This is a genomic window from Anoxybacteroides tepidamans (genome assembly GCF_014201465.1).
In the GTDB taxonomy this organism is placed as follows: domain Bacteria; phylum Bacillota; class Bacilli; order Bacillales; family Anoxybacillaceae; genus Anoxybacteroides; species Anoxybacteroides tepidamans.
This window is the reverse complement of the sequence record NZ_JACHEP010000028.1, coordinates 12,089-36,578: the sequence shown is the minus strand read 5'-3', so window position 1 is coordinate 36,578 and position 24,490 is coordinate 12,089. Positions and strand designations below refer to the sequence as shown.

Here is a 24,490-nt window from a genome sequence, read left to right as displayed (position 1 = left end):
ACGATCACTTCCGTTTTGCCCAATTCCCTCATCGCCTCTTGAATCAACGAATAGAACTGCTCGAATCCGGCTCTTGACTGGAACACCGGAAACCGTTTCTTCAGCTCCCTTCCCCGCGCGTCCACCATCGCTGCAAAATGCTTTTGCTTGGCAATATCCATTCCAATCACTAATGTTTGATCAGTGACTTGTTCAATTTTGCGATTTTGTGTACAATTCATTGTAGAGTCCTCCTTGGTCTGATGATAGGTGTTTGTTGGTACCCCTGCATCATACCAAGAGGGCTTTTTTCTTTCAAGTCCCCCAAAACCTTTCTAACAGGAATGCTCTTTTTGACTAAGCAGTAGTCCGAAAAGCAGAACTAGCGCTGAATTTATTTTATAAGTGCTCCTTAAGAATACCCCGATTTCTTTAATAAGTGAAATAATGATTTTTAATAAAGATGATAAGCAAAACATATGGTAAAAGCACAAATCGTTTCATGCAACTGGTTTCTTGACTACTAAAACAGGGATGTGCGTGCGATTTAATACACCGAGAGTGACGAGGACGGAACAACCAACCGCTTCATAGACATTGGTCTGGAAGCGGTGTTGTTCGGTCACCAGACAGTCGAAAAATACCTACTCCATAAAAGACGAAAACGTTAAAGTTCCAAATTGCATCTATGATATATAGCATGCAGCTGATGAACTTGGAAAAGAGCTTTCGAGATACTTTTTTCGTTTCGGAAGCGGACGAGTATTTCCTTGTCGCAAACGAAAATGCCTCTGCTTCATCTAAGAAAATATGAGTGCCATAATTTATGAGGAAAGATGGTGAAAAGAAAGTCATTCAAAAGTTTTTTTCAAACCAAAAGCGACCGATTCATCCCCACTTACTCGACGCTTCAAAGTGTGAGTCTTCTCGGCCGCTATGATAAAATGATCGAAAATTCAACTGCGTTTTTTGCCGGCAGTTTTTCGACAGGTGTGTGTACTAATCCAAATCCTTTTTGCGGCAGTTCAGCGCGAATTCGGCTGCCATCATTAATCCACTTTCCGGCGATAAAACAAGGCTGATCGTCGTCAGCTCTGTTTTCACGACTTTTATCAAAGAAGCATACTTAAAACTCCACTATCTTTACTAAAACGAGAAATAAAAATAAAAAGGGTGATAACAAATGCTTGATGCTCATATTCATCTTGATCAATACACAAACATTGATGAACAGATCAACAGATGGCAGGAAGCCGGTATTACCGGTGTCGTTGCCGTTTCTACCGATTTGCGTTCAAGTTATCAAACGCTGGAGTTAAAACAACGGTTTCCCTCCTTCGTCTATGCTGCCATTGGGTTTCATCCGGAACAGCCGCTTCCGAATCAAGCGGACTGGAATGAATGGACGCGTTTAGTCGAACAAGAGCGTCCACATCTTTCGGCGATCGGAGAAGTCGGGTTGCCATACTATTCAGCAGAAGCAGTAACACGCTTTTCCAATTACTGTGACTTGTTTGAGCAAATTGTACATATCGCCGCTACCGCTTCTTTGCCGCTTTCGATTCATGCGGTATATGACGGCGTACAAACAGCTCTTGCGATTTTACAACAATATTCCATTACAAAAGCCCATTTTCACTGGCTAAAGGCAGAGCCAGCGCTTGTAAAACAGCTCGTTCAATGCGGGTACTATCTTTCCGTCACGCCAGAAGTTTGTTATCGCGAACGCGATCAAAAGCTGCTGTCCCATGTTCCAATCGAGCGGCTTCTTTTAGAAACAGATGGCCCTTGGCCATTTGCCGGCCCATTTCACGGAATTCCGACGTCTCCTTTATTGTTATCGCACTCCGTTCAAGCGGTCGCAACTTTGTACGATCAGGATGTTGAAACAGTAAAAATGAAGACCGTTGCTAATACGAAGCGGCTTTACGGGTAAATAGTCGACAATCGCCCTAGTCACCTGTCGAATATCTGCCGCTCGAGCAGTAACAAACATAATTAAACTTATATAGACTGTGCTGTTCAGGTTACGAATAATGAATGTGTTGCAAAATGCATCATCCATACAATAAAGGATGCGAGCAATCCACCTTTATTAGAAATTATATACAGTTACCAAAAAAGCATCCCAAGGGGGTGGGCACGATCATGATTTTTAATTTCGTATGAAATGGGATCCTCGATACGATTGATGCATTTTTTCAGAAACATCAGATGTGGCAGGAAGTATGCATACTCATGCACAATTTTGAGTTTTTACTCTAGTTTTGCAACACCATCAATGATTAGGATAATTTTATAGTTATTAATAACCATTTTAATTGCTTGTCGCTATTTTCTTGGATCAGTTCAACATAAAAACCGCTACCGAAAACGTAATATTGCACAGGCTAGATAGACGTACGATTCACAAAAAATCAAGAACATTTTAGGGTGACGAGGAAAAGATGTAGTATAATGGAAATACATGAATCCGTCATAAAATCTACTTTACCTTCCATTTCATTTCTTGATACACTAGGGAAAAACAGACATAATAAAGAGAAACATCCCTTCCCCCAGTAGGTGAGGTCAGCCGAAGTGTCGAATTGGATAGACGAATGCAATGGTCACTTCCCATACCGGACTTATGTTCGTGGGATGGCTATATTATCAAAGAGATTTTGAGGAGTGATGCGAAAGTTAATGAAGGTAAATCACGGGGAAAGTGAAAAAATGGCCGAGAGTCCACCGATCAAATGATTGGAGCTTTAGAACTCACAAAAACCGCTCTCATAAAGTTACTGTAAGATAATAGTATGGGAGAGTGAAACTTTAAAGGGAGGGGGTTACCATTATTTAAAACTTTGATATTTTCATTGATCATTACGTAGTTATGAGAAAAAGTGTAAGAATCTTTCGGAAAGTAGAACATTTCAGTTAAGAATAACTCCCTTTGTCACAAAGATGGATAACGGTTTTTACCAAAAACTCTTATCTAGCCGAGTATCTAAGAAAAGTAAAGGAGAAAGAGTAAATGAGCAAACGTAATCATCGTGAGAAACCGGATCTTGAAGGACTTCGAACCGAAACCTTGGTCGTACATGGCGATGATTGGGTTACTAATGATGGGGCAGTAACACCACCAATCTATTATACAGCTACATTTCGTGCACATAATTCCAGTGAATTCGCAGAAATGGCGGGAACACCTCGTCATCCCCGATATTACACACGTTATGGTAATCCAGTACATGAGCGCGTAGCGAAGATTATGGCTGAGCTTGAAGGTACAGAAACGGCACTGGTAACCGGCTCCGGGATGGGGGCAATTGCTACGACCATTTTAGCTCTAGTCGGCGCAGGAGATCATGTAATTGCGCAGACGCGGCACTATATGAGTACTGCCAAGATTATGGATGAGATGTTGCCGCGATTTGGTGTGGAAGTGACTCTGGTCGAACAAGCGGATATCACCGCCTTTGCGGAAGCGATACGGCCTAACACAAAGCTCATCATGGTGGAAACACCAGCTAATCCCACTTTGGTGTTGACAGATTTGGCTGCCGTGGTGGAGTTGGCGCACCCGCATGGAATTATCGTCGTCGCCGATAACACGTTCGCATCGCCGATCAATCAACGCCCTCACGACCTAGGCGTTGATATCGTTATTCACAGCGCAACAAAATATTTAGGTGGACACCATGATTTGACAGCTGGTGTTATCTGCACTAGTGAAGAATTAGCCGAGCGTATTTGGCATACACATATTTCCATCGGTTCCGTCCTCTCCCCAATGGACGCATGGCTATTATTGCGCGGTCTGCGCACGCTTCCGATGCGGATTGAACGCATTAACGCTAACGCATTAGCGTTAGCTGAGTTTTTGGAAAAGCAGCCACAGATAGAGTGTGTGTATTATCCCGGTCTTCCTAGTCATCCGCAACACGAGCTGGCGAAACGCCAGATGCGAGGGTTCGGAGCAGTGATTGCCTTTGCCATTAAAGGTGGTTATGAAGAAACTCAGCGGTTCGTCGCTGCATTGAAGCTATCGACTAACGCTGTGAGTCTGGGAGGGATCGATTCCCTTGTGGTACATACAGCAGCGATGTGGGAAGGAGTAATGACTGAGGAGCAGATGCAAACAGCTGGCATTCCGTCCAATTTTGTGAGATTCTCGGTCGGCATCGAGCATATTGATGACTTGAAAGCGGATGTGTTGCAGGCTCTGCAGACAGTTTAAACCCAAATTAAGGGCTTCTTGAAGCGAGTAGTTTGACTGTGAATGAATTGTCTTTCAATAATACGTAAGGAATATAATATACCCGTGGTGCTAGATAAAATCACCCTAAGCATAAAAATAGCTCTCGCATGCGAATCTCCTTTAGAATGAAAGTGCGATCAAACATTCGAAAGGAGAATCTCCATGCAAGAGCACTTTCATTTTACTACAGATCAAGCCAAAATTCAAAAACAATATTCCGTAATTTACCAATTCTCTGGTCGATCATGCCGAATATCCAATCGTTTGAAATGCTTATCCCACGTAACTACATCCTCAGGTGGATTCGCTTTTGCAAGTGCTGCTATATAAGCATCAATAAAGTCCACATTTTTTCGGCATAATCCCGAAGCGCTTGTTGATCAACTTCTTTTTCCTCCGCTTCCACTCCAAAACTATTCGTAAATTTAAGCAAGGCATCTGAGATATCTTTATGGTCTGCTTCATAAAAAGACGCTAATACCCAACAGCATCAGCTATCACAAGGGGAGTTAGACGCAAAATAAATTCCCCAGCCTCTACTTTTTGAAGCACTTCTCCATAAGTTTTTTGTAACATCCAAAACAATTCTGCTTCTAACTCTTTTAATGTTTGTCCACCTGTGATAAACTGTTGCATAGGACTCTCTTCCCTCCTTTGTGGTTAGGTGGCACTTATCACCATACAGGAAGAGAGTCCTTTTTGCATCTTTTTTGCTCATCCTTTTCTTTTCAAGGAAACCTCCCCTTGAAACATAGGGAAGGGGATTTAGCTTCCTCCCACAAACATTTTACTCATACAAAAGCGATTCCTCCCCCACTTACTCCCTTTGGTCGTTGAAGTGAGGGTCTCCTCGCCAAAGATGATGAAAAGGAACATTGCGAATGATATAACGTCCTTTTTCATTCTCCCATTCAACATCCTTTACGCCTTCATAATACCGATTCAACGAGAATCCCCATGCACGTTTAGAAGAAAAAAGTAAACCGGTAACTTTTTTCATACCCTTGTTCAGTAAAACTATCATTTGTCAAGCACATGTTGTGGTGAAAAGCCAAAAAAAAAAGGCTGCCCGTAGAAGGCCATTTTACCGACCTTTTTAGACAGCCTCTTCTCCCTAGTTACCGATGGCCAACGATCGGATGCGGCACATATGGCTCTTCTAAATATGCCATTTCTTCCTTCGTTAATGAAACCGATAGCGCGCCAACCGCATCTTCTAGGTGGGAAATGTTTGTCGCCCCTACGATCGGTGCGGTGACCGGTTCTTTGTGTAACAGCCAAGCAAGAGCGATTTGCGCGCGCTTGACGCCACGTTTTTCAGCGAGTTCGGCAACACGTTCAACAATCGCCCGATCCGCTTCTGCGGTAGCATCATATTTCGCTTTTTGAATTTGGTCGGTTTCCGAACGATGCGTCTTTTCCGACCAATTGCGCGTCAATCTCCCTGACGCCAAAGGGCTATACGGAATCACCGCAATGTTTTCTTCCTTGCAAAGTGGCAGCATTTCCCGTTCTTCCTCACGATAAATAAGATTATAATGGTTTTGCATTGAAACAAATTTCGTCCAACCGTGTTTTTCCGCAGTATAATTGGCTTTCAAAAACTGCCAAGCATACATCGAAGAGGCCCCTATGTACCTCGCTTTTCCCGCCTTCACCACGTCATGCAGCGCTTCCATTGTTTCTTCAATCGGCGTATCGTAATCCCAACGGTGGATTTGGTACAGGTCCACATAATCGGTTCCTAGCCTCTTCAAACTGTTATCAATTTCACGCATAATCGCTTTTCGCGAAAGGCCTTTGCCATTGGGACCTTCATGCAGCGGGAAATACACTTTTGTCGCGATGACGATTTCATCCCGATTGGCATAATCCTTTAACACCCGCCCCAAAATTTCCTCGCTCGTTCCGCCGGAATACACATTGGCCGTATCAAAAAAATTAATGCCTAATTCAAGCGCTCTTTTGATAATCGGACGGCTTTTCTCCTCATCAAGCACCCATGGATGAATCCACCGGTCCGCAATTCCAAAGCTCATCCCGCCAAGGCAAATGCGTGATACGTCCAAACCAGTATTTCCAAGTTTCACATACTCCATGTGACCAATCCTCGCTTTCGATAATTTGGTGAATCTCTATCATTTTTTAATAGAATTGCTTTCTAAAGAAGATTCTTTATTTTTTAGCAAACGTTTTCCAAAGAGACTGAACAAAACGAAGGAAACCGCAACCGACAGCGCGCCGACGAACGGGCGAAACACAACAGCAGAAAGCATAACACCCCCGTCGCCCAGCCGACATGCGCTTCGTTGCCGCCGATCTGCTTAATAAACAGCGGCAACGTCGGATACAGCATATAAAAGGCGGTGAAGAGGAACAGCGTCGCGACAGTCATGAGAAAAAACGGTTTCGTCCATAGCCGTTCCAACGACCATGCCTCCTTTCAGTGAAACACTTCAAGCGGTCTGCTCGTTCCGTTTTCACTCAAAAATAGATATTGATCCATTAATAGATATCTGTCTATAATTTATACGTCGAAACATGGCAGCTACAATGGTTAAATGAGCGCTATTTGCCTATTAATGAACAAAATGATCGAAAATGTCTATCATCGTTGGGACGAACGTCGACTTTTGCCGTGGCAAAAAAGTGGACCGCCGAATAGGCAACTTCTATCCAGCGATCAAAAAAGCAGCCATTGACTCCACTAGCACTCACTGCAGCGTTATTTGCTTACCCGCTTGGCATAGTCCGAACCGGCCGGATAACGGTCTCCGGCAATTTCGATATTGGCGAGTGCATCGTTCAACTTCTGCAATTCCTCCGCCGTCAACACGACATCCAACGCGCCTAGATTTTCTTCGAGGCGCTCTAATTTGCGCGTTCCCGGGATCGGCACAATCCATGGCTTTTGCGCCAACAGCCATGCCAAGGCAATTTGCGCCGGCGTTGCGTTTTTCTCAGCCGCAAACTGCTCGATGAGATGGACTAGCACTTGATTGGCCTCAAGATTCTCCGGCTGAAATCGAGGCACAATGCGGCGGAAGTCAGAGTCGGCGAATGTCACCTTTTTATCGATTGTCCCCGTTAAAAATCCCTTGCCGAGCGGGCTAAACGGCACAAAGCCAATGCCTAGCTCCTCAAGCGCAGGCAATAGTTCTTCTTCCGGACTTCTCCACCACAACGAATATTCGCTTTGGACAGCAGTAAGCGGCTGCACCGCATGGGCGCGGCGAATCGTTTGCACCCCAGCTTCGGAAAGCCCCCAATGCCGAATTTTGCCTTCCTTCATCAGGTCTTGGATCACTCCGGCTACTTCCTCGATCGGCACATTCGGGTCGACGCGGTGTTGATAGTACAGGTCAATGGTTTCCACTCTCAGTCGTTTAAGCGAACCTTCGACCGAGCGGCGAATCGTCTCCGGCTTGCTGTCAAGCACTTGTTTGCCGCCTTCCATTTGAATGCCGAATTTCGTAGCAATGACCACTTCTCCCTTAAACGGGGCAAGCGCCTCGCCGACCAATTCTTCATTCACATAAGGTCCGTACACTTCCGCCGTATCGAAAAACGTGACCCCGCGCTCCACAGCGGCGCGAATGAGAGCGATCATCTCTTTTTTGTCCGCAGCCGGCCCATAGCCGTAACTCATCCCCATGCAGCCGAGCCCGATCGCTGACACTTCTAACCCACTGTTGCCTAATTGACGCGTTTTCACGGTCATTTCATCCTCCTTTCTTTTCCGTTAAATCTCCAATCGGCGCTGGCAAAGCCATTTCACCATTTCTGGATCGCGATGGGAAAAGAATAAGCTTTGCTTCGTATCTAACGCCGCAATCATGTCCATATCCTCTTGGCTTAATTCAAAGTCAAAGATATTGAAGTTTTCGATGATTCTTTCTTTATGAACAGACTTTGGAATCGCAACGATTCCTCTTTGTGTCAACCAACGTAAAATTACCTGAGCAACGGATTTATTATACTTTTCAGCTATTGATACTAAAACTTCATTCTGGAAGATGTTATTTCTTCCTTCAGCAAACGGCGCCCAAGACTCTATCTGAACATTGTACTCTTTCATAAGTTTCGCGCTTTCTATTTGCTGGCAGAAAGGATGTGTTTCAATTTGGTTTACAGCAGGAACTACTTCATTATGAATAATCAAATCTACCAGACGGTCCATCTGGAAGTTACTAACTCCAATTGCCCTAATCTTTCCCTCACGATGCAATTCCTCCATAGCGCGCCAAGAGCCATATACATCACCAAATGGTTGATGAATTAAATACAAATCAATATAATCCAGCTGCAATCTTTCCAACGATTTCGCGAATGCTTTCTTTGTGCTCTCATAACCGGCATCCTGAATCCAAAGTTTTGTGGTAACAAATATTTCCTCTCTTGGCACGCCACTCCGTTTGATTGCTCTGCCAACCGCTTCTTCATTTTGATAAGCGGCGGCCGTATCAATGAGCCGATAGCCGGTCATAAGTGCGTCGTAGACACATTGTTCGCACAATTCCGGATCGGTGATTTGATAGACGCCGAAGCCTAATATCGGCATCTTGACGCCGTTGTTTAACACAACCATTTGCATAGTTCTCTTCCTCCTTGCCTCGATTCGGTTATAATGTCGACATATCAATACAAACCGGTAGCGCACATCGCCGCGGAAAACGCGCCTGACAATGTCATTATGCTCTCTTTTGCATCACAACTGGTATCACAATCCTCGCAAATCATTGCCTAATCCTCTCAAACCTCTTTCGGTCACGGAAAAGGTTTAGGTAAAATAACTGTAGTGGAAGGGGGAAAAACGGTTGAAATCGATCATCGAGCAACAAAATGAATTGGCGTCGCTCATCGAGCGCCATGCAGGAAAGGACGGGGTTTACGAAACAGAGATTCCATCGCTTCTTCTGTTTCGCGAATCGCATCCAACAACACCGAAGCACGGCGTCCAACGTCCATCGTTTTGCCTGATTGTGCAAGGCCGAAAAGATGTGTGGCTGGCGGGGGAACGATTTACGTACAACCCGACCCATTATCTCGTCGCTTCCGTCGACTTGCCGGTCATCTCCCAAGTGGTCGAAGCAAGCGAACAGATGCCGTATTTGGCCTTGCGGATGGAATTTGTGCTCCATCAAATCATCGAACTGCTGCAGCACACCGAAAGCAACATTCGTCCGCTGAAAAAACCGAAGCGGGCGATGTTTGTCAGCGCGATTGAACCTGATTTGCTTGATGCCGTCACCAGGCTCATCCGCTTGCTTGACGCTCCAAACGATATTGGCGTCTTAGCACCGATTTACCAAAAAGAAATTTTGTACCGTGTTTTGCACGGTCCGTATGGCGACGTCCTCAAACAAATGGCCGTCCAAAACAGCCATGCTCATCAAATTCACCATGTCATCGAATATATAAAGAAACACTATCGTCAACCGATTCGCATCGAAGAGCTGGCTGATTTGTCTCATATGAGCTCGGCATCGCTCCATCGCCATTTCAAAGAGGTCACTGGGATGAGCCCGATCCAGTTTCAAAAACAACTGCGCCTGCAAGAAGCTCGACGGCTCTTGCTGACAGAGGCAATGGATGCCGCTGATGTCGCCTTTCAAGTCGGCTATGAAAGCCCGTCGCAGTTCAGCCGTGAATATTCCCGCCTATTCGGGCGACCGCCGAAGGAAGATGCGAAACATTTGCGGTCCGAATATCCTGAAAGAGCCAACGCTTAAAAGCGAGGGCCAGTTCATATGCTGGCCTCTTCATTTTTCTTGAAAATCGATCGACCCGATGCCCAAGGTCATCGCCCTTTGCATCTCAACTATCCTTTTTCCTTTCCATCCGCTTGTTTCCCCCTCTCATCTCTCTAGCACCTTCGTTGTTCAATATCAGCCACTTTCCTAATAAAAATCATCATTGATTCATTAAAAGACATATGTTTATAATTTAGCTTGAACAGATGATTGGCAGTGAAGGAGAGAATTCACTATGACCAAAATCGACCGCCGTATTATCAAAAGCCAAGAAGCCATCAAAAACGCTGTCATCGAACTGATGGCGGAAAAACCGTTTGACGACATTACGATCCAAGAGATTGCCGACCGGGCGAATGTGAATAGAGGAACGATTTATCTCCATTACACAGACAAATACGATTTATTGGATCAACTGATTGAAGAACATATGGACAATTTACGGCAGCTCTGCCGCGAGGCTTCCGATCTGACGTTTGAGGAAGGAAACTATATCTGGTACGAATATTTTGAACGCCATCGGTTATTTTTTTCGACAATGTTATCAAGCAAAGGGGCGCCGCATTTCCGCAGCCGGTTTTTGCAGCTGGTAATCGAGGAATTCAAGCCGGAAGTCGACACGTCAAGCGGAAAAAACGAAGGGCTCGACGAAAACGTTGTCTTGCAATTTTTCGCCTCCGCCGTCGTCGGGATTGTCGAATGGTGGTTCAAGCAAGGCATGCCGCTTCCGGCGCGCGTCATCGCCGAACAAACGGGACGATTATTGGATCGGAATTTAGGTTAACTATCGCAAAACAAGCCATCGATGCTGACATCGGCGGCTTGTTTTGTTTCTTATACTATTGAAAAAATTTACCTTGGGACAATCTTGACCGTCGCTGAACGGGCGCGGCTTCCAATCATGGAGTGGAGATACGGGCTCCCTTTGTACTTTTCCCGATAGGCGTCATCGATCAAGTCGTTGATCGGCCCGTCGACTAGTTCGAACGCAACTTCCTTCGTCATGCCGGCTACGGTAATCCGCCCCGCCTTCTGTTTGACGGCCGCCTGATACCAACTCGATTGTTGTCCATTGTAGGCGCGCACATAAAGGGAGTCGCCAACGACAACCGACCAAATCCATGTCGGCGTTCCATACGTTTTGCCATCTTCACGGAACGGCGAAATATGAAGATCATCGGCATCAGCGATTTTGCGCAATTCCTCTTTCGACCATGCCGCCATGTTTTCACCCCTATTCGTTCTGGCGATATTGTTGATCGCTCACTTTTTCAAGCCATTCAACCCCTTTTCCGTCCGCTACCCCCGTTAACGCGATATGGGTCATCGCCGTCGTCGGCGCCGCACCATGCCAATGTTTGACGCCCGGCGGGAACCAGACGACATCGCCTGCACGCACTTCTTTGATCGGTCCGCCCCACTCTTGCACCCAGCCAACTCCATACGTCACGATCAGCCTTTGCCCAGTCGGATGGGTGTGCCATGCGGTACGTGCCCCCGGTTCAAACGTGACATAAGCGGCCAAGTAAGGCGCAAATTCATTTTCTTGGAATAACGGATCGATGCGGACATTCCCGGTAAAATACTCTTCTTGTCCTTTCGCGGACGGCTGTGCGCCATTGCGAATAATCTCGATATTTTCCATTTTTTCTCTCCTTTCGGACGTAATTTGTCACGATAATGTCGATATATCAATGACAAAGCGGTAACGGACATCGCTGCGGAGAACGCGCTCATACGCCTCATCAACTTGGTCAGCGCGAATTACTTCAATTTTCGGCACAATGCCGTGCTCAGCGGCAAAATCAAGCATCTCTTGCGTTTCCCGAAGGCCGCCGACAAGGGAACCAGCAATGCTGCGGCGATGCATAATTAAAGAAAATACATTGTACGTATCTGGATTAGCTGGCGCACCGACATTGACAAGCGTGCCATCGACGCGAAGCAACGATAAATACGCATTCACATCTAGATTGGCCGATACTGTATTTAACATAAGGTCAAATTGGTTTGCCAGTGTTTTGAATGTATTCGGATCGCTCGTCGCATAGTAATGATCGGCCCCTAAAGCCAGCGCTTCTTCTTTCTTTTTCAGCGATTGGCTCAATACGGTAACTTCAGCGCCCATGGCGTGGGCAAACTGAACCGCCAAATGGCCAAGTCCGCCCATCCCAACAATCGCCACCTTTTTCCCTGGACCGGCTCCCCATTTTTTTAATGGCGAGTAGGTCGTAATGCCAGCGCATAACAGCGGAGCAGCGACATCTAACGAAAGAACATTAGGAATCCGCACGACAAAATCTTCTTTTACCACGATTTTTTGGCTATACCCGCCATATGTAGGCTGGCCATCGTAGTCTAGCGAATTGTATGTCGCAACAACCCCTTTCGTACAAAACTGCTCCTCGCCACGGAGGCAATATTCGCACTCCCCGCACGAGTCAACGAAGCAGCCGACGCCAACGCGGTCTCCCACCGCGAATTTAGTCACGTTCGATCCAACAGCAGCTACCACCCCAGCAATTTCATGACCAGGAACCATCGGAAAAATTCCGCCACCCCATTCATCATATGCGCTATGAATGTCCGAATGGCAAATTCCAGCATAGCGAATATCAATAAGGACATCGTTTGGGCGCAATGTTCGACGTTCAATCGTCGTTTGTTCAAACGGCGCTTTAGCGCTAGGCACCGCAAGCGCACGAACGAGCATTTTTCCATGATCGTTTTGACACATACCGTCCACCTTTCCTTTCATCGTCAATTTAATAGTTAATGAACATCTGTTTATTATTATAAAGAAGTTCAATAGCCCTTCAATCGTTAAATGGAAGCGATTTGTTGATTAGTAAACAAAATACATAAAATTGTTGAAAAAACATAAAAAACGTGCCTGCGGTTTAGACACGTCCTGTTTTATTATCGATTGTACATTCAGCAATATTTGTTATGCTTTCATCCGCTTCCCCTGTCGGCTCGTGACGAATACAATAAAGCTTCAATGATTTGTCAATTGTATCTTACATTTCGCACCCTCTCGACAAAAATCGGGATTATTCTCTTATCTTCATGTCATAATGAATCCTTGAAACACAAGGAAAACAAAGGAGTTGCTACATCATGAGCATTCAAATCCGTGCCATTTATGAAAATTCCTATTTGAATATAATAAGCACCATTTTCAAGGATCTTGGTCTCCCTGCGTTGATCGACCGTCTTGTTCCTGTGAATCCTCAATGCCAAACCCGAGCCAGCGATGTGGTCTGGCTGCTCACCTTGGATATGTTGAGCGGTCGGCAAGCACTCGTTCATATGGAACGATGGGCGCATGACATCGATTTGCCTAAGCTGATCCGGCCAGGGCTTTCCCCTTCTTGGTTCAACGACGATGCGATCGCCCGCCATCTGGATCGACTGTACGACGCCAATATCCACGCGGTTCTTTCGGCCTGTCTCGTGCAAATTTACAAGAAAGAAGGCATCCCTCTTCGGGTGTTCCATGCCGATACGACCGATGTATCGGTTTACGGTACGTATGAATCGGCCTCACCGGATGCCTTGCAGATTACGCATGGCTACAATCGGCATCATCGTTGGCAAAAGCAGATCGGATTTGGGCTGATTGGCAACGAGGATGGCATTCCGTTTTATGGCGATGTACACGACGGCAACCTGCCGGATAAGAGGTGGAATCCCGAGGTGTTGTCCCGTGTGCAGAAACAGCTAAAGCAGGCGAAGATCGAAGAGGAATGGATTTATGTTGCCGATTCTGCCGCCATGACGAAAGACACACTGGCGCAAACGAAGGCCGCCAACGCCTTTTTGATTACAAGAGGTCCTTCTTCGCTTCGGATCGTCAAAACCGCGCTCGCCGAAGCGGATGCCCAAGACACGCCGTGGAGCGAGCCATTCTCCTTAGCGGAGAAAAACGGAGCCACGTATCGGGTGTGGGAAACGACATCGACGTACGAAGGTCATTCGGTTCGGTTGATTGTCGTTGAATCCAGCGCGCTCGACCAACGAAAAGGAAAGACGCTCGAAAAAGAACGAAACCAAGAAGCAGAGCTTCTTCGGCAGAAACAAACCCAGTGGGAAAGCCGTCTGTTTTCGTGCCGGGAAGATGCGGAACAAGCCCTAGCGTCTCTAAAGACGTCCCTTCGTCTCCGGTTCCATCGCGTCGAGGCGTCGGTCGAAGCGATCGTGCGCCCGAAAAAACGGCGTGGACGTCCGAAAAAAGGGGCGGAACCGGACATGGAGACGCTGTACGCCCTTCGCTTGAACGTGGAATTCGACCAAACTGCGTGGGAACAGGAGAGACGGAAAGCGTCTAGCTTTGTCCTTGTCACGACCGTTCCGGAGGAATGGAAAGGTCAACCGATGGATGCGAAAGAGATCTTGAAGTTGTATAAAGGTCAAATCTCGGTGGAAATGAACTTCTCTTTCTTGAAAGCCCTGTTCTTTACAGATGAGATTTACGTAAAAAAACCGGAACGGGTCGCGGTATTGGGTGATTTGTTTCTGTTGGCCTTGGCGATTTACTGTGTTTTCCAGTGCCGAGTGCGTCAGTTCATCACCCCGGAACACCCATTAAAGGGGGCGGGAGGACGGAAACTGACCCGACCGACTGGACAAGCGATTTTTCAATTGTTTTGGTATGTCAGAGTCGTCCTGTTGGAACTGCCGGATGGACGAATCCAACGCGCATTAGGCCAACCGCTCACGTACGAGCAGCGAAGGATTCTGCAAGGATTAGGGATGGACGAGAGTATTTACGTCTGATGAAATAAGGAACAACTAGCGATGGTAAAAAAAGGATGTCATCACTAGTGGTGTTGGTTTAAAAATTTTTCTAAAAAAACGAATAAAAAATCCTCTCGCTCCGCTTTACCAAGGTGCGAAATATGAGTTTTAACATTTTAAACAATAAGAGTACCTTAATGCCGATTCTTTTATCTATCCAATATAATCAATAAATATAATCAATACAATTTTTTTCGTAATATTAAAATTAATATCCCATACACCTATGCTTTTGAATATAAATCCTGAATATATTTAATTAACTTAATGAGATTATCATTGTTATCGTTTTTATAAGTCACAAAATCATCAAACAACTTTAATGAATATAATTTATTTAAAGTATAATCGCCTATTGGGACTTGCTGTTCTACAAAATAATGCCTTATCTTCTGTAAAGCTATTAATGGTGGATTTTTTAAATAATTAATCAGTTTTTTTGAAGATATCCCCCCATCAAATAATTGGTCAAAACGAGTATTCCTTAGTTCATATTTTTTATTATTAAAGATTAGGGCAGGTTTTTGCCTATCTAGGAAACTTTTAAATGCTGAAGCATCAACTATAAATGTTGTTTCATCTATCTGTTCTTCTTTTCCTAACATTGGCGTAATAATTAATATCTTGTAAACATTTTTAGGTTTTTTATATTCATTCATACCTAATTCTTTGTTTACAACTTTTATATTTTCTTCATAATAAGTACTTATTCTTTTAAACTGTGCTAACGCTTCCTTCTTCTTATGCTCTAATTCGAAAAAACCTCTAGATGTTTTTGGTTGAATAAATGCTTTGCATTCACATAGATACAAATCTTTTCCAAGGTAAAACGCAATATCACATTCATATTCATCAGTTTTGTTTTCTTCCTTTTTCACTATTGAATAAAGCTTTTTTGGTTCTATTCCTTTTTCTTCTACAGCAGAACGGACGGTTTTTTCAAAATTATCACCTTTAAAAGAAATATTAAAATCATTCTTCGATAGATTAGAAATAATGGAGGTTGATGCTGATATTCTCGCGCACAAAGAAGGAATTAATATTAGCCGATCTTTTATTTTTACAAATGGACAATCAAAAAAATCTATGGAATCTCTTGTAAACGTCAAATACTTTATAATAATAGAAGCTTTATCTCTCGGAATTCCATATTTAGTGAATAATTCTATCCAATCATCTTTACTTTTAACAAGACACCATTTATTTAAAGAAAAACTATCAGGAAATAGAGAGCTAGTAAGAAATGTTTCACACTCTTTGCGGATAAGATTATAAGCTCTAATCCAACAATTTAAAGGAACTCTTTCTTTACCTTTTTCCTTCCCTTCCTCATCTTTAATTACCTTCTCACATAACTCATCTAGATCATTACTAAAAAATAATTGTGCTGCAATTATCGAATCCGTTACTTCAATTTCATCAATAAACTGCTTTGGTGGAAGAAACTTCGAATTATGATCAATATCTGTTGCTCGATTCTGCCTATACATAAATTTGTATCTTAATAAATCGAATCGATTCAGAGATATCCTTTTTGCTTTGTATTCATCTTTATCCACAGGAAAAACAGAAATTTCTTTTCCATTTACGCTAATATTGTATTGATTAAATTTCCAATCTTCAAACAAATCATAAATAATAGTGCGTATATCAATTAGCCTATAATGATCCAAAAGTTTATATATTACCTCAACTGGTATTTCTTCATTAATTTCGATTTCTTCGATGCCAGTACATAAATAAAATTGCAGAAAAGCAATTACTTTCGAAGAGGATTGTGTAACTAATTCAATAAACTCTACTTGATCATTTGGGGACATTTTTGTAATATTTTTGATTTTTCTTCCGTAATTTCTGTCTATTGTTATTTCAAAAGGATATAATGCTCGATTTTTCCCATTATTAAACACTTGATCTTTTATTACTCGTAGTAGTAACTCCAATGCTATTATTGAGCCATATAGAGTAAATTCGTTTGGTTCAGAGTTAATTTCTTTATATATTTTCTGATTGTAAAAAGAGGAAAACAGAAGATTTAATATAGATATTTGAAACTCAAATTCCTCCACTAGTTTTAAATCTTCTTTTTCAGCTACTTCTCTTAGTTTTTGTATTATTCGTTCATACAATTTATTACTACGGCTATTATTATAAACATTGACTCCAATTCCTATATTTTTTAGAATCTCAACGACGTACCTAACTCCATTTTCCTGAAGTAATTTTTCAAAATAAGAAAAAAATTTCTTCTCCTTTTGCACTAGATTTTCTAGGATTTTAAAGTCCTTATATTGTGAGCTCACCTTATCTAAACCTCCAACACCGAAATAAATTAAAAAATCCATATTTTTGGCTCTTCACAGAAAGTTGTACTTGACTATTTCAGAACACGCCTTCTTTGTACTTATAAGGAAAAATCAGTAAATCAGATTTTTCGTACACGGCGGCTCAAGAAAATCCCCCGCTTGTCAAGTACATGTTGTGGTGATGAACCAATAAAATGCAGTTTTGTATTTTTCGTCGAGCGCGAAGTTGCTTAAACCATTTTTTCATCAGATCACCTTTGATAATAACCGTTTAATAAAAACCATAAGAAATCAACATCTGTTTTTGCTAACATAAAATTGAGCCACTTCGCTCGTAAAAACGTGAGCCACTCCATTTCCTGCGAAAACACCGTCTTGATATGGAGTGAGAGGCATGATAGGCTTGCTGCCTATCGAAACACCTTGATGTGTCGCCTTTCGAGTGAAATCATGCCTCTAGAGGCTCCATGTCAAGACGCCCCAGATTTACCATTTGTCAATTTTTAAGTGGCTCACAAGGATGTAATCGGAGTGGCTCAAAATTCAATTAGCAAATACACATCTAACTTTAACATAGCTATGTTTCTGTTAAAACGTATATATAACGATTATAACAGAAAAGTAACCTCAAAAACTTAAGTGCAGGCATATTTCTGGATGCTTTGGAGTAATTTTTGTCATTCGGCATAAAGTCTCTAACGCACGATTCCCTCTCCCTCTTTTTTAAATTACTAGTTCACCGATTGACCTTTTGTTTTCTGAAGGATAAAATAGGAGACAGTCAAAAGAACAAAAGGAGTATGTATTTATATGCCTAGCTTTCAATATGGCAGGACAACGATAGATTATGCAGTAGAGTATAAGCCAGAAAAGCGGGATGTGACGATATCTGTTGAATGGTTGGAGGGAGTAAAAGTAGTAGCTCCTGAGGGGATAGAGCCTACACTTTTAGATTCTATCCTTTATAAAAAAGCCCCATGGATTATTGATAAATGGCAGGCGTTAAATCAAATTTCTGATCCCCCCGCTCCAAAAGAATTTGTAAGTGGGGAGAAATTTGCTTATTTAGGGCGTCACTATCGATTAAAAGTATATAAAAGCGAAGAAGTTACAAAGCCAGCTCTTATGTTTAAACAAGGTAAATTTATTGCCACGGTGCCACTGCGTTTCACAGAAAAAGAGCGAATCGCTAGTTTACAACATGCTTTCAAAGATTGGTACATTCAACATGGGGAAATGAAACTACAGGAACGCTTAAAAGTGTATTGCCCTAAGATGGGGGTAACTCCTACTAAAATTAAATTAAAAGAACAAAAAATGCGCTGGGGAACATGTACAAATGAGGGAGCCATTTATTTAAACTGGAGAATTATGATGGCGCCCGTGCCGATTATCGATTATTTATTAGTGCATGAATTAGCGCATATTAAATATCCAAATCACTCCAATGATTTTTGGCGTTTTATTAAATCTGTCATGTCGGACTATGAACAAAGAAAAGAATGGTTGCGTGTAAATGGTCCAACATTAACGTTATAGATGACGAAAGCCTCCCTTAGATTGGTGGGAGGCTTTATCGTTTATAATGAACCATCGCTAATGACATAATCTGTTGTGTTATGTTTTCTAACTGATCTTTAGGAATCACACTTGCCCGCAGCTGCTTCTTAATTTTCTTCCGCATTTCACGTTTCACATCCTCTTTGTTTACCCAATCAATAACTTGGCTTTCCTCGGCAATAATGTCCGTTACGAGATGTGTCAACGCATCGATCGCATCTTTATGTTCTTCGTCTGGAAGAAGCTGTTGGAACAATTGATAAAACGGATATTGTTCTCGTGTGAACCCAAGATTTTGCGCTTGTTGGTTGACGTTTCGCATTTCATTGACCATGTTGCGCAATTTTTCTACTAACTCCGCAATATCCAGCATCTTTTTCCGTCTTGCTTCGATTAGTTGCTCTAGCTTTTCTTTTAGTGACGTATAATAAACAGGGTTTTCTTCCAGCTTCACTTTAATTTCATGACGGATCGCATGTTCCATTTCCGCCGCCTGTGCTTCTTTCGATGGTGCTTTTTCTAGCCGTTCATCAAACTTATTGGACAAAATATCAATTGGTTCATGGATGACTTCTACAGATTCTGCATATAGATGCTCCGCAATAAGTTGTTTCACCTTCTCGCCACATTCGGAAATGTCCATTTGCTCGTCACGATATAACGTTTTGGCCATTTGCCGTACTTTACCTAAAAACTTTAAGTCTTCTACATATGGAGAAGCTTCAGGGTTCGGTAAAATCATATCCATTCGTTTGGAAAACTCTTTAAACGCTTTTTCAAACTCATGCCGCACATCTTCAGGCTCTAATACTTGAACGCATGCGTCAGCATTATCTCGATTGATGTAATCAAAAAAGCTCATCGCTTTTCGGTGGGCTTGTTTCAACTTCGGCAATTCGCTTTCAATCGGGAGTAGCGCCCCTTGAATATCTTGTTTAGAGAAAATCGCAAGAGCTTTCTCCAAGAATTTTGATACCCCAAAGTAGTCCACAATGAGTCCATAGGTTTTTCCTTCATATGTACGATTTGTACGAGCGATTGCCTGAAGTAGGTTATGCTCTTTTAAAGGCTTATCTAAGTACATCACTTGTTCGATTGGAGCGTCAAAACCTGTTAGGAGTTTATCACAAACAATTAAAATCGCTAGTTTGTCTTCCTCAAATGGCTTTTTGAACCGTTCAATTAACTGTTTTTCCTCCTCACGGGACAGTGAGTAATCTTTTAATAGTTCATTGTTTTTATCTTCAGGACCTGTTGAAATAATTAATGCTGTTTCATATTTTCCGTTAATGAGTTCATCTAGCTTTTGTTTATAAATGGCTGCCGCTTCACGGTTCACCGCCACTACTTGTGCTTTAAAACCGTTTGGCAGGATATAATTTTCAAAGTGTTCCACAATATCCAACGCAATTTGTCCAATGCGGCTCGGCGCGGCTAAGATCGCTTCTTCCTTGGCATATTTCTTTTTAATCCGTTCACGATCTTCTTCACTATATTCACTAAATTTACGATCAAATAAACGGTCTAATGAGTCGCCATGCAAATGAAGGTTGACCATTCGAGCTTCGTAGAAGATTGGAACGGTTGCTCCATCGTCCACAGCTTGTTCAATGGTATATTTATCAATATAAGAGCCAAACGTTCTTGTTGTACTTTTATCTTCTTTATCGATTGGCGTTCCTGTAAAGCCAAGATAACATGCATTCGGTAAGCCTTTCCGCATGTTCATCGCTAGACCTTTGTATTGCGTACGGTGCGACTCGTCAACTAATACAAAGATATTTTCCGATCTCGAAAGCTCTGGATACTCGTCTTGATCCTTGTCTGGTTGGAACTTTTGCACAAGGGTCATAATTGTAGAACCAGGGCCTTGCTGTAATAACCTTTTCAAGTCTTTGACGCTTTCCGCTTGTTGTGGATTAGGAAAGCCGCACTTACGGAATGTTTTTGTAATTTGGTCATCCAAGTCTTTACGGTCGGTTACAACGACAATCGTTGGATTTTGCAACTCTTTGATTCTTCTAAGTTTTACTGCTAAATATAACATCGTCAACGATTTACCTGAACCTTGTGTATGCCAAATCACCCCGCCGCGGTCTTTCGGTGTTTTTGCATGTAAAATGCGATGAATTGCTTTATTGACCGCACGGAATTGTTGATAACGGGCAATCTTTTTAATCACCCGACCGCCGTCGACTTCAAAGACAATGAAGTTCTGAATCAAATCAAGCAAGTTTTCTTTCGCTAACATTCCCGCGACTAAGATGTCTTGTTTCGTCGGGGAGTCGCCAAGTTCAGGTACCGTTCTTGGGTAAGGGTCTTTCCACTCGCTGTAATGTTGCACTTTAGCGCCAATCGTTCCCGCTTTCGCACGATAATTGCTTGTCGCAATCATAAACTGGTTATAGTAGAACAGTTGCTCATGCGTTTCTTGATAGCGGCGCAATTGATTAACCGCTTTCGAAATTTGCGCATCTTCTTGCAGCGTCGGGCTTTTACATTCAACCACGACTAAAGGCAATCCATTCACAAAAATCACAACGTCAGGGCGAATCGTGCCTCTTGCATCTTGAATACGGAATTGGTCAACAACAAGAAATTCGTTGTTATAAGGGTTATCAAAATCAATTAATTTAACGGTTTGATTCTTTTTCCCTTTTCCTAAATCTTGTTGAATCGAAATATAGTTCACAAGCATCTCATGAAACTTTTCATTCGCTTGCATGAGACCCGTCGCTTCAATGTGAGTCAGATTGTAAATGATGCGGGCAAGGTTATTTTCATCTATCCATGGATTTAACCGCTGAATCGCTTTCCTTAACCGTTCCTTTAAAATGACTTCGCTTAATGAGCCCCGTTCAGCTTCAAGAGCTGAGCCTGGTACATGTTCATAGCCCAACTCTTGAAGCTGATGAATCAAACGTTTTTCCACAAGATTTAATTCATTCCATTCACTTGCGGTGGTCACTGTGACATCACCTCATCATCGACTTTGACACGAACTTTGCCTGTGAGAAGAACTTGCATGAGACCTATTTTAATGAATTTAAGTCTTTCTAACTTTTGTTTTTCAGTTAATAACTTACCTTCAAATGATTCTAGAATGGCGCCTATTCGTCTTTGCTCCTCAAGTGGAGGAACTGGAATCTTTACCTTCTTCAGTACACTAGATTTAATCCCTTTCACAGTTGAACCTGTTGAAAGTGATTCAATTTCATTTTGGAACCTTTCTCCCATTAATACATACTTCATAAATCGTTTGTCAATAATAGGCTGAATTATAATCACTCTTTGAGCAAACGCAACCTTTTCTCGAATATTCAGCTGAGCAATGTTTCCAAGTGGAGCTTCTGTAGTAAATAACACATCACCGTATTCTGGGATGCCTCTTGTCATCCATGAATCATAATCTTCTTCTGCAATAAATTCTATAGGTTCATCACTAATATATCCATCACGAATATTTTTGGCTGTGATTAGTCTAATTCCTCTTTCTGTTTTTTTTGGAGTTTTACCACGATAATCAATAAATTTCGATATATTTTCGAGGGCTTTCACTTCCCACTCTTCAGGAATCTCCCCAATCTCCGTCTTTTTAAACTTCGTATGTCCAATTCCTTTTGTGAGCAACTGTTGCATAAGCCCCTTTTTCACTTTCTCCGTTTGCTCGATGATGACTTCGGTTTTCTCTATGGCTTCATCGACGGATGAGAGAATAGCTGCGATTTTGCGTTGTTCGAACAAAGGTGGTAACTTGATTGAGAGATTGTCTACAATCGTTTTATTAATGGAAGGAACCGCCCCTGATTGAACAAATTTTCCAAAGTCAATAGTATACATGAAATAGTATAGATACTTTGGTAGAATACTTTTTTTTGCTTTTAGTCCCATTATATTGTTATCAAAAAGAGAAGGTTTAGATAAAATTCTTCTCTTATTAGTAAGAAGTGCTGCCCCTACTTTTGGAAAAATAACAGTGTCCTTTGGATGAATTTTTGCTTTTAATTCTGCAACAGCTTCATCATCAACCGTATTTTCTGCTTCTATCATAAATACAGAGTTTTTAGGATTATTCATGTCGCTTACCTTATAAAAATCATATTTCCCGTTCTTTTTTCCTTGAAACTCGTTTGGAAAGGATGAGCCATTAGCATATTCAACAACTTCACCTAATAAGCAATTTTTCCATTCACTCACCATACCCCAACTCCTTCAAATACCCATACATCACCTTTTCAATTTTATCCCGTTCTTGTTCGAGTTGGCGAAGTTGGCGAAGTGCTTCTGCCACATCAATTTGCTCTTTTTCTTCTTCAGTTGTATCAACGTAACGAGCGATGTTTAAGTTGTATTCGTTTTCTTTAATTTCCTCTAGTGTAACGACACGGCTGTATTTGTCGACATCTTTCCATACATCGTATGTGCTGACGATTTTTTGAATATCCTCATCACGAAGAACGTTTTGATTTTTTCCTTCTTGGTAGTCCTTTGATGCGTCAATGAATAGAACTTTTCCTTTTTTATGTTCTTCTTTGTTTTTGTTGATGATAAGGATACATGCTGGAATGCCTGTTCCGTAGAAAAGGTTCGCTGGCAAACCGATAATTGCTTCAATTAAATCTTCCTCTAAGATGCCTTGACGGATTTTACCTTCCGCTCCGCCACGGAAAAGAACACCGTGCGGCATGACGACTCCCGCTTTTCCTTCATCATTGAGTGTGGCAATCATATGTTGAATAAACGCATAGTCTCCTGCGTTTTTTGGCGGTAAACCAAAGCGGAAACGGTTAAATTCGTCTGCTTCTGCTTCTTCACGTCCCCAGTTTTTCAAGCTAAACGGAGGATTGGCAATGACACGATCATATAATAGAAGCTCGCCGTTTTCGTCTAATAGTTTTGGTTCACGAATCGTATCGCCTTTTTTAATTTCATGATCGCTTAAGCCATGAAGCAACAAATTCATTTTACAAATCGCCCACGTATTTAAGTTTTTCTCTTGTCCATGCAATGTAATGTTGCGTGGATTGCCGCCTTTTTCTTTTATGTAGTCAACGGATTGAATGAGCATCCCGCCAGATCCCGCTGTTGGGTCACATACACGCATGCCTTCTTCAGGCTTAATGAGTTTGACAATTAATTTAACGACTTGACTTGGCGTATAGAACTCGCCGCCTTTTTTCCCTGCATCGTCAGCAAACTGCTTAATAAGATATTCGTAAGCACGTCCAAGGATGTCAGGTTCTGATAAGTTTTCGTTGCGTAAGTCAATTTGTGAGAAGTGTTGTACTAATTGAAGAATTGTTTTATCGGACAATTTTTCTTTATCGTTAAAATCAATATTCGCTAATACCCCTTGTAAAGAAGGGTTCTCATCTTCTAATAATTCAAAAGCTTTATTAATCACAGCCCCCACGTCTTGGGAATGGGATTGAATATAACTCCAACGTGCTTTTTCAGGCACGAAGAATTGATGTTCATCACGATCATACCAACCGTAATCTTCCCCTTCTTCTCTTTCAATCCTCTCAGCTGTTTCCACAAATACATCATTTAATCGCTTCAAAAACAACATTCCAAAAATATAGTTTTTATAGTCAGAAGAATCAATGCTACCACGCAATATATTCGCTGATTCCCATAAATGAGATTCAAGTTCTTGCAGCGTTAACTTTCCCATCGTACTGCCTCCATCTACTGTTGTACTTTTCACGTTTTACAACTTTAACTATAACAAAAATTCCTATTGTAAACTACTGTCATTTTACGTCACTAAACGTTTCCTGTCACCTATCGAAAAAAATGTTCCTTTCCCATCGAAAATTGAGTTTTCAGTCCACAAAATTTTCTTC

18 protein-coding genes and 1 pseudogene are annotated in these 24,490 nt (G+C 42.3%); 6 read left to right on the top strand and 13 right to left on the bottom strand.

From position 1 onward, the window contains the following. Positions 1–221 (bottom strand): annotated as a pseudogene (locus tag HNQ34_RS15695) (IS110 family transposase); the annotation flags it as partial. 941 nt (positions 222–1,162) lie between these two features. Here HNQ34_RS15695 and HNQ34_RS15690 point away from each other — a divergent pair. Both HNQ34_RS15690 and HNQ34_RS15685 read left to right on the top strand, forming a co-directional pair. Next, on the top strand, positions 1,163–1,915 hold the full coding sequence (locus HNQ34_RS15690) for a TatD family hydrolase (RefSeq protein ID WP_183256247.1): 753 nt from the start codon (positions 1,163–1,165) through the stop codon (positions 1,913–1,915). Positions 1,916–2,995: 1,080 nt separating this feature from the next. Next, entirely contained in the window at positions 2,996–4,201 is a 1,206-nt protein-coding gene (locus tag HNQ34_RS15685) for a trans-sulfuration enzyme family protein (RefSeq protein ID WP_183256245.1), read from the top strand. Between the two features lie 495 nt (positions 4,202–4,696). On the opposite strand, the gene HNQ34_RS17310 is transcribed toward HNQ34_RS15685, so the two are convergent. The 5 genes from HNQ34_RS17310 to HNQ34_RS15660 form a co-directional block, all read right to left on the bottom strand. Further along, positions 4,697–4,858: a hypothetical protein gene (locus HNQ34_RS17310; RefSeq protein ID WP_221277460.1), complete on the bottom strand. Its 162-nt coding sequence runs from the start codon at positions 4,856–4,858 to the stop codon at positions 4,697–4,699. Between the two features lie 482 nt (positions 4,859–5,340). After that, complete coding sequence (locus tag HNQ34_RS15675) at positions 5,341–6,321, bottom strand: aldo/keto reductase (RefSeq protein ID WP_183256243.1); 981 nt, start codon at positions 6,319–6,321, stop codon at positions 5,341–5,343. Positions 6,322–6,404: 83 nt separating this feature from the next. After that, entirely contained in the window at positions 6,405–6,650 is a 246-nt protein-coding gene (locus tag HNQ34_RS15670) for a hypothetical protein (RefSeq protein ID WP_409978383.1), read from the bottom strand. Positions 6,651–6,947: 297 nt separating this feature from the next. Then, positions 6,948–7,937 (bottom strand): aldo/keto reductase, encoded by a 990-nt coding sequence (locus tag HNQ34_RS15665; RefSeq protein ID WP_183256252.1) that lies wholly within the window; start codon positions 7,935–7,937, stop codon positions 6,948–6,950. A 27-nt stretch (positions 7,938–7,964) separates the two neighbouring features. Further along, positions 7,965–8,816, bottom strand: coding sequence for an aldo/keto reductase (locus tag HNQ34_RS15660; protein WP_183256241.1), 852 nt, complete (start codon positions 8,814–8,816; stop codon positions 7,965–7,967). Between the two features lie 223 nt (positions 8,817–9,039). Between HNQ34_RS15660 and HNQ34_RS15655 the strand changes: the two genes are divergently transcribed. Continuing rightward, positions 9,040–9,954, top strand: coding sequence for an AraC family transcriptional regulator (locus HNQ34_RS15655; protein WP_183256239.1), 915 nt, complete (start codon positions 9,040–9,042; stop codon positions 9,952–9,954). Positions 9,955–10,210: 256 nt separating this feature from the next. Then, on the top strand, positions 10,211–10,759 hold the full coding sequence (locus HNQ34_RS15650; protein WP_183256237.1) for a TetR/AcrR family transcriptional regulator: 549 nt from the start codon (positions 10,211–10,213) through the stop codon (positions 10,757–10,759). Between the two features lie 68 nt (positions 10,760–10,827). Here HNQ34_RS15650 and HNQ34_RS15645 read toward each other — a convergent pair whose 3' ends face one another. From HNQ34_RS15645 to HNQ34_RS15635, 3 genes are read right to left on the bottom strand one after another with little or no spacing between them, the layout of a single operon-like run. After that, positions 10,828–11,199: a DUF2255 family protein gene (locus HNQ34_RS15645; RefSeq protein ID WP_183256235.1), complete on the bottom strand. Its 372-nt coding sequence runs from the start codon at positions 11,197–11,199 to the stop codon at positions 10,828–10,830. Positions 11,200–11,209: 10 nt separating this feature from the next. Further along, a complete protein-coding gene (locus tag HNQ34_RS15640; protein WP_183256232.1) occupies positions 11,210–11,620 on the bottom strand; it encodes a (R)-mandelonitrile lyase in 411 nt (136 codons plus the stop codon). Positions 11,621–11,647: 27 nt separating this feature from the next. Continuing rightward, positions 11,648–12,688, bottom strand: coding sequence for an NAD(P)-dependent alcohol dehydrogenase (locus HNQ34_RS15635; protein WP_221277463.1), 1,041 nt, complete (start codon positions 12,686–12,688; stop codon positions 11,648–11,650). A gap of 407 nt (positions 12,689–13,095) precedes the next feature. On the opposite strand from HNQ34_RS15635, the gene HNQ34_RS15630 reads away from it, so the two are divergent. Beyond that, complete coding sequence (locus tag HNQ34_RS15630; RefSeq protein ID WP_183256228.1) at positions 13,096–14,754, top strand: IS1634 family transposase; 1,659 nt, start codon at positions 13,096–13,098, stop codon at positions 14,752–14,754. Between the two features lie 245 nt (positions 14,755–14,999). On the opposite strand, the gene HNQ34_RS15625 is transcribed toward HNQ34_RS15630, so the two are convergent. After that, positions 15,000–17,120 (bottom strand): hypothetical protein, encoded by a 2,121-nt coding sequence (locus HNQ34_RS15625; RefSeq protein ID WP_183256226.1) that lies wholly within the window; start codon positions 17,118–17,120, stop codon positions 15,000–15,002. Positions 17,121–17,891: 771 nt separating this feature from the next. Between HNQ34_RS15625 and HNQ34_RS15620 the strand changes: the two genes are divergently transcribed. After that, entirely contained in the window at positions 17,892–18,620 is a 729-nt protein-coding gene (locus HNQ34_RS15620) for a M48 family metallopeptidase (RefSeq protein ID WP_183256224.1), read from the top strand. A 34-nt stretch (positions 18,621–18,654) separates the two neighbouring features. Here the strand turns inward: HNQ34_RS15620 and HNQ34_RS15615 are convergent, their stop codons facing one another. From HNQ34_RS15615 to HNQ34_RS15605, 3 genes are read right to left on the bottom strand one after another with little or no spacing between them, the layout of a single operon-like run. Beyond that, positions 18,655–21,609 carry a type I restriction endonuclease subunit R gene (locus tag HNQ34_RS15615; protein ID WP_183256222.1) on the bottom strand — a complete coding sequence of 985 codons (2,955 nt, stop codon included), beginning with the start codon at positions 21,607–21,609 and terminating at the stop codon, positions 18,655–18,657. Beyond that, positions 21,606–22,841 carry a restriction endonuclease subunit S gene (locus tag HNQ34_RS15610; protein WP_183256219.1) on the bottom strand — a complete coding sequence of 412 codons (1,236 nt, stop codon included), beginning with the start codon at positions 22,839–22,841 and terminating at the stop codon, positions 21,606–21,608. Before HNQ34_RS15610 ends, HNQ34_RS15615 begins: the two co-directional genes overlap by 4 nt. Next, on the bottom strand, positions 22,831–24,318 hold the full coding sequence (locus HNQ34_RS15605; protein WP_183256217.1) for a type I restriction-modification system subunit M: 1,488 nt from the start codon (positions 24,316–24,318) through the stop codon (positions 22,831–22,833). The genes HNQ34_RS15610 and HNQ34_RS15605 overlap by 11 nt, the downstream gene beginning before the upstream one ends. Positions 24,319–24,490: the final 172 nt, after the last annotated feature.

Bases quoted from the DNA above. Each gene is read 5' to 3' on its own strand.
- HNQ34_RS15690 (WP_183256247.1), top strand. From the start codon at position 1,163: ATGCTTGATGCTCATATTCATCTTGATCAATACACAAACATTGATGAA.
- HNQ34_RS15685 (WP_183256245.1), top strand. From the start codon at position 2,996: ATGAGCAAACGTAATCATCGTGAGAAACCGGATCTTGAAGGACTTCGA.
- HNQ34_RS17310 (WP_221277460.1), bottom strand. From the start codon at position 4,858: ATGCAACAGTTTATCACAGGTGGACAAACATTAAAAGAGTTAGAAGCA.
- HNQ34_RS15675 (WP_183256243.1), bottom strand. From the start codon at position 6,321: ATGGAGTATGTGAAACTTGGAAATACTGGTTTGGACGTATCACGCATT.
- HNQ34_RS15660 (WP_183256241.1), bottom strand. From the start codon at position 8,816: ATGCAAATGGTTGTGTTAAACAACGGCGTCAAGATGCCGATATTAGGC.
- HNQ34_RS15650 (WP_183256237.1), top strand. From the start codon at position 10,211: ATGACCAAAATCGACCGCCGTATTATCAAAAGCCAAGAAGCCATCAAA.
- HNQ34_RS15645 (WP_183256235.1), bottom strand. From the start codon at position 11,199: ATGGCGGCATGGTCGAAAGAGGAATTGCGCAAAATCGCTGATGCCGAT.
- HNQ34_RS15640 (WP_183256232.1), bottom strand. From the start codon at position 11,620: ATGGAAAATATCGAGATTATTCGCAATGGCGCACAGCCGTCCGCGAAA.
- HNQ34_RS15635 (WP_221277463.1), bottom strand. From the start codon at position 12,688: ATGCTCGTTCGTGCGCTTGCGGTGCCTAGCGCTAAAGCGCCGTTTGAA.
- HNQ34_RS15630 (WP_183256228.1), top strand. From the start codon at position 13,096: ATGAGCATTCAAATCCGTGCCATTTATGAAAATTCCTATTTGAATATA.
- HNQ34_RS15625 (WP_183256226.1), bottom strand. From the start codon at position 17,120: ATGGATTTTTTAATTTATTTCGGTGTTGGAGGTTTAGATAAGGTGAGC.
- HNQ34_RS15620 (WP_183256224.1), top strand. From the start codon at position 17,892: ATGCCTAGCTTTCAATATGGCAGGACAACGATAGATTATGCAGTAGAG.
- HNQ34_RS15610 (WP_183256219.1), bottom strand. From the start codon at position 22,841: ATGGTGAGTGAATGGAAAAATTGCTTATTAGGTGAAGTTGTTGAATAT.
- HNQ34_RS15605 (WP_183256217.1), bottom strand. From the start codon at position 24,318: ATGGGAAAGTTAACGCTGCAAGAACTTGAATCTCATTTATGGGAATCA.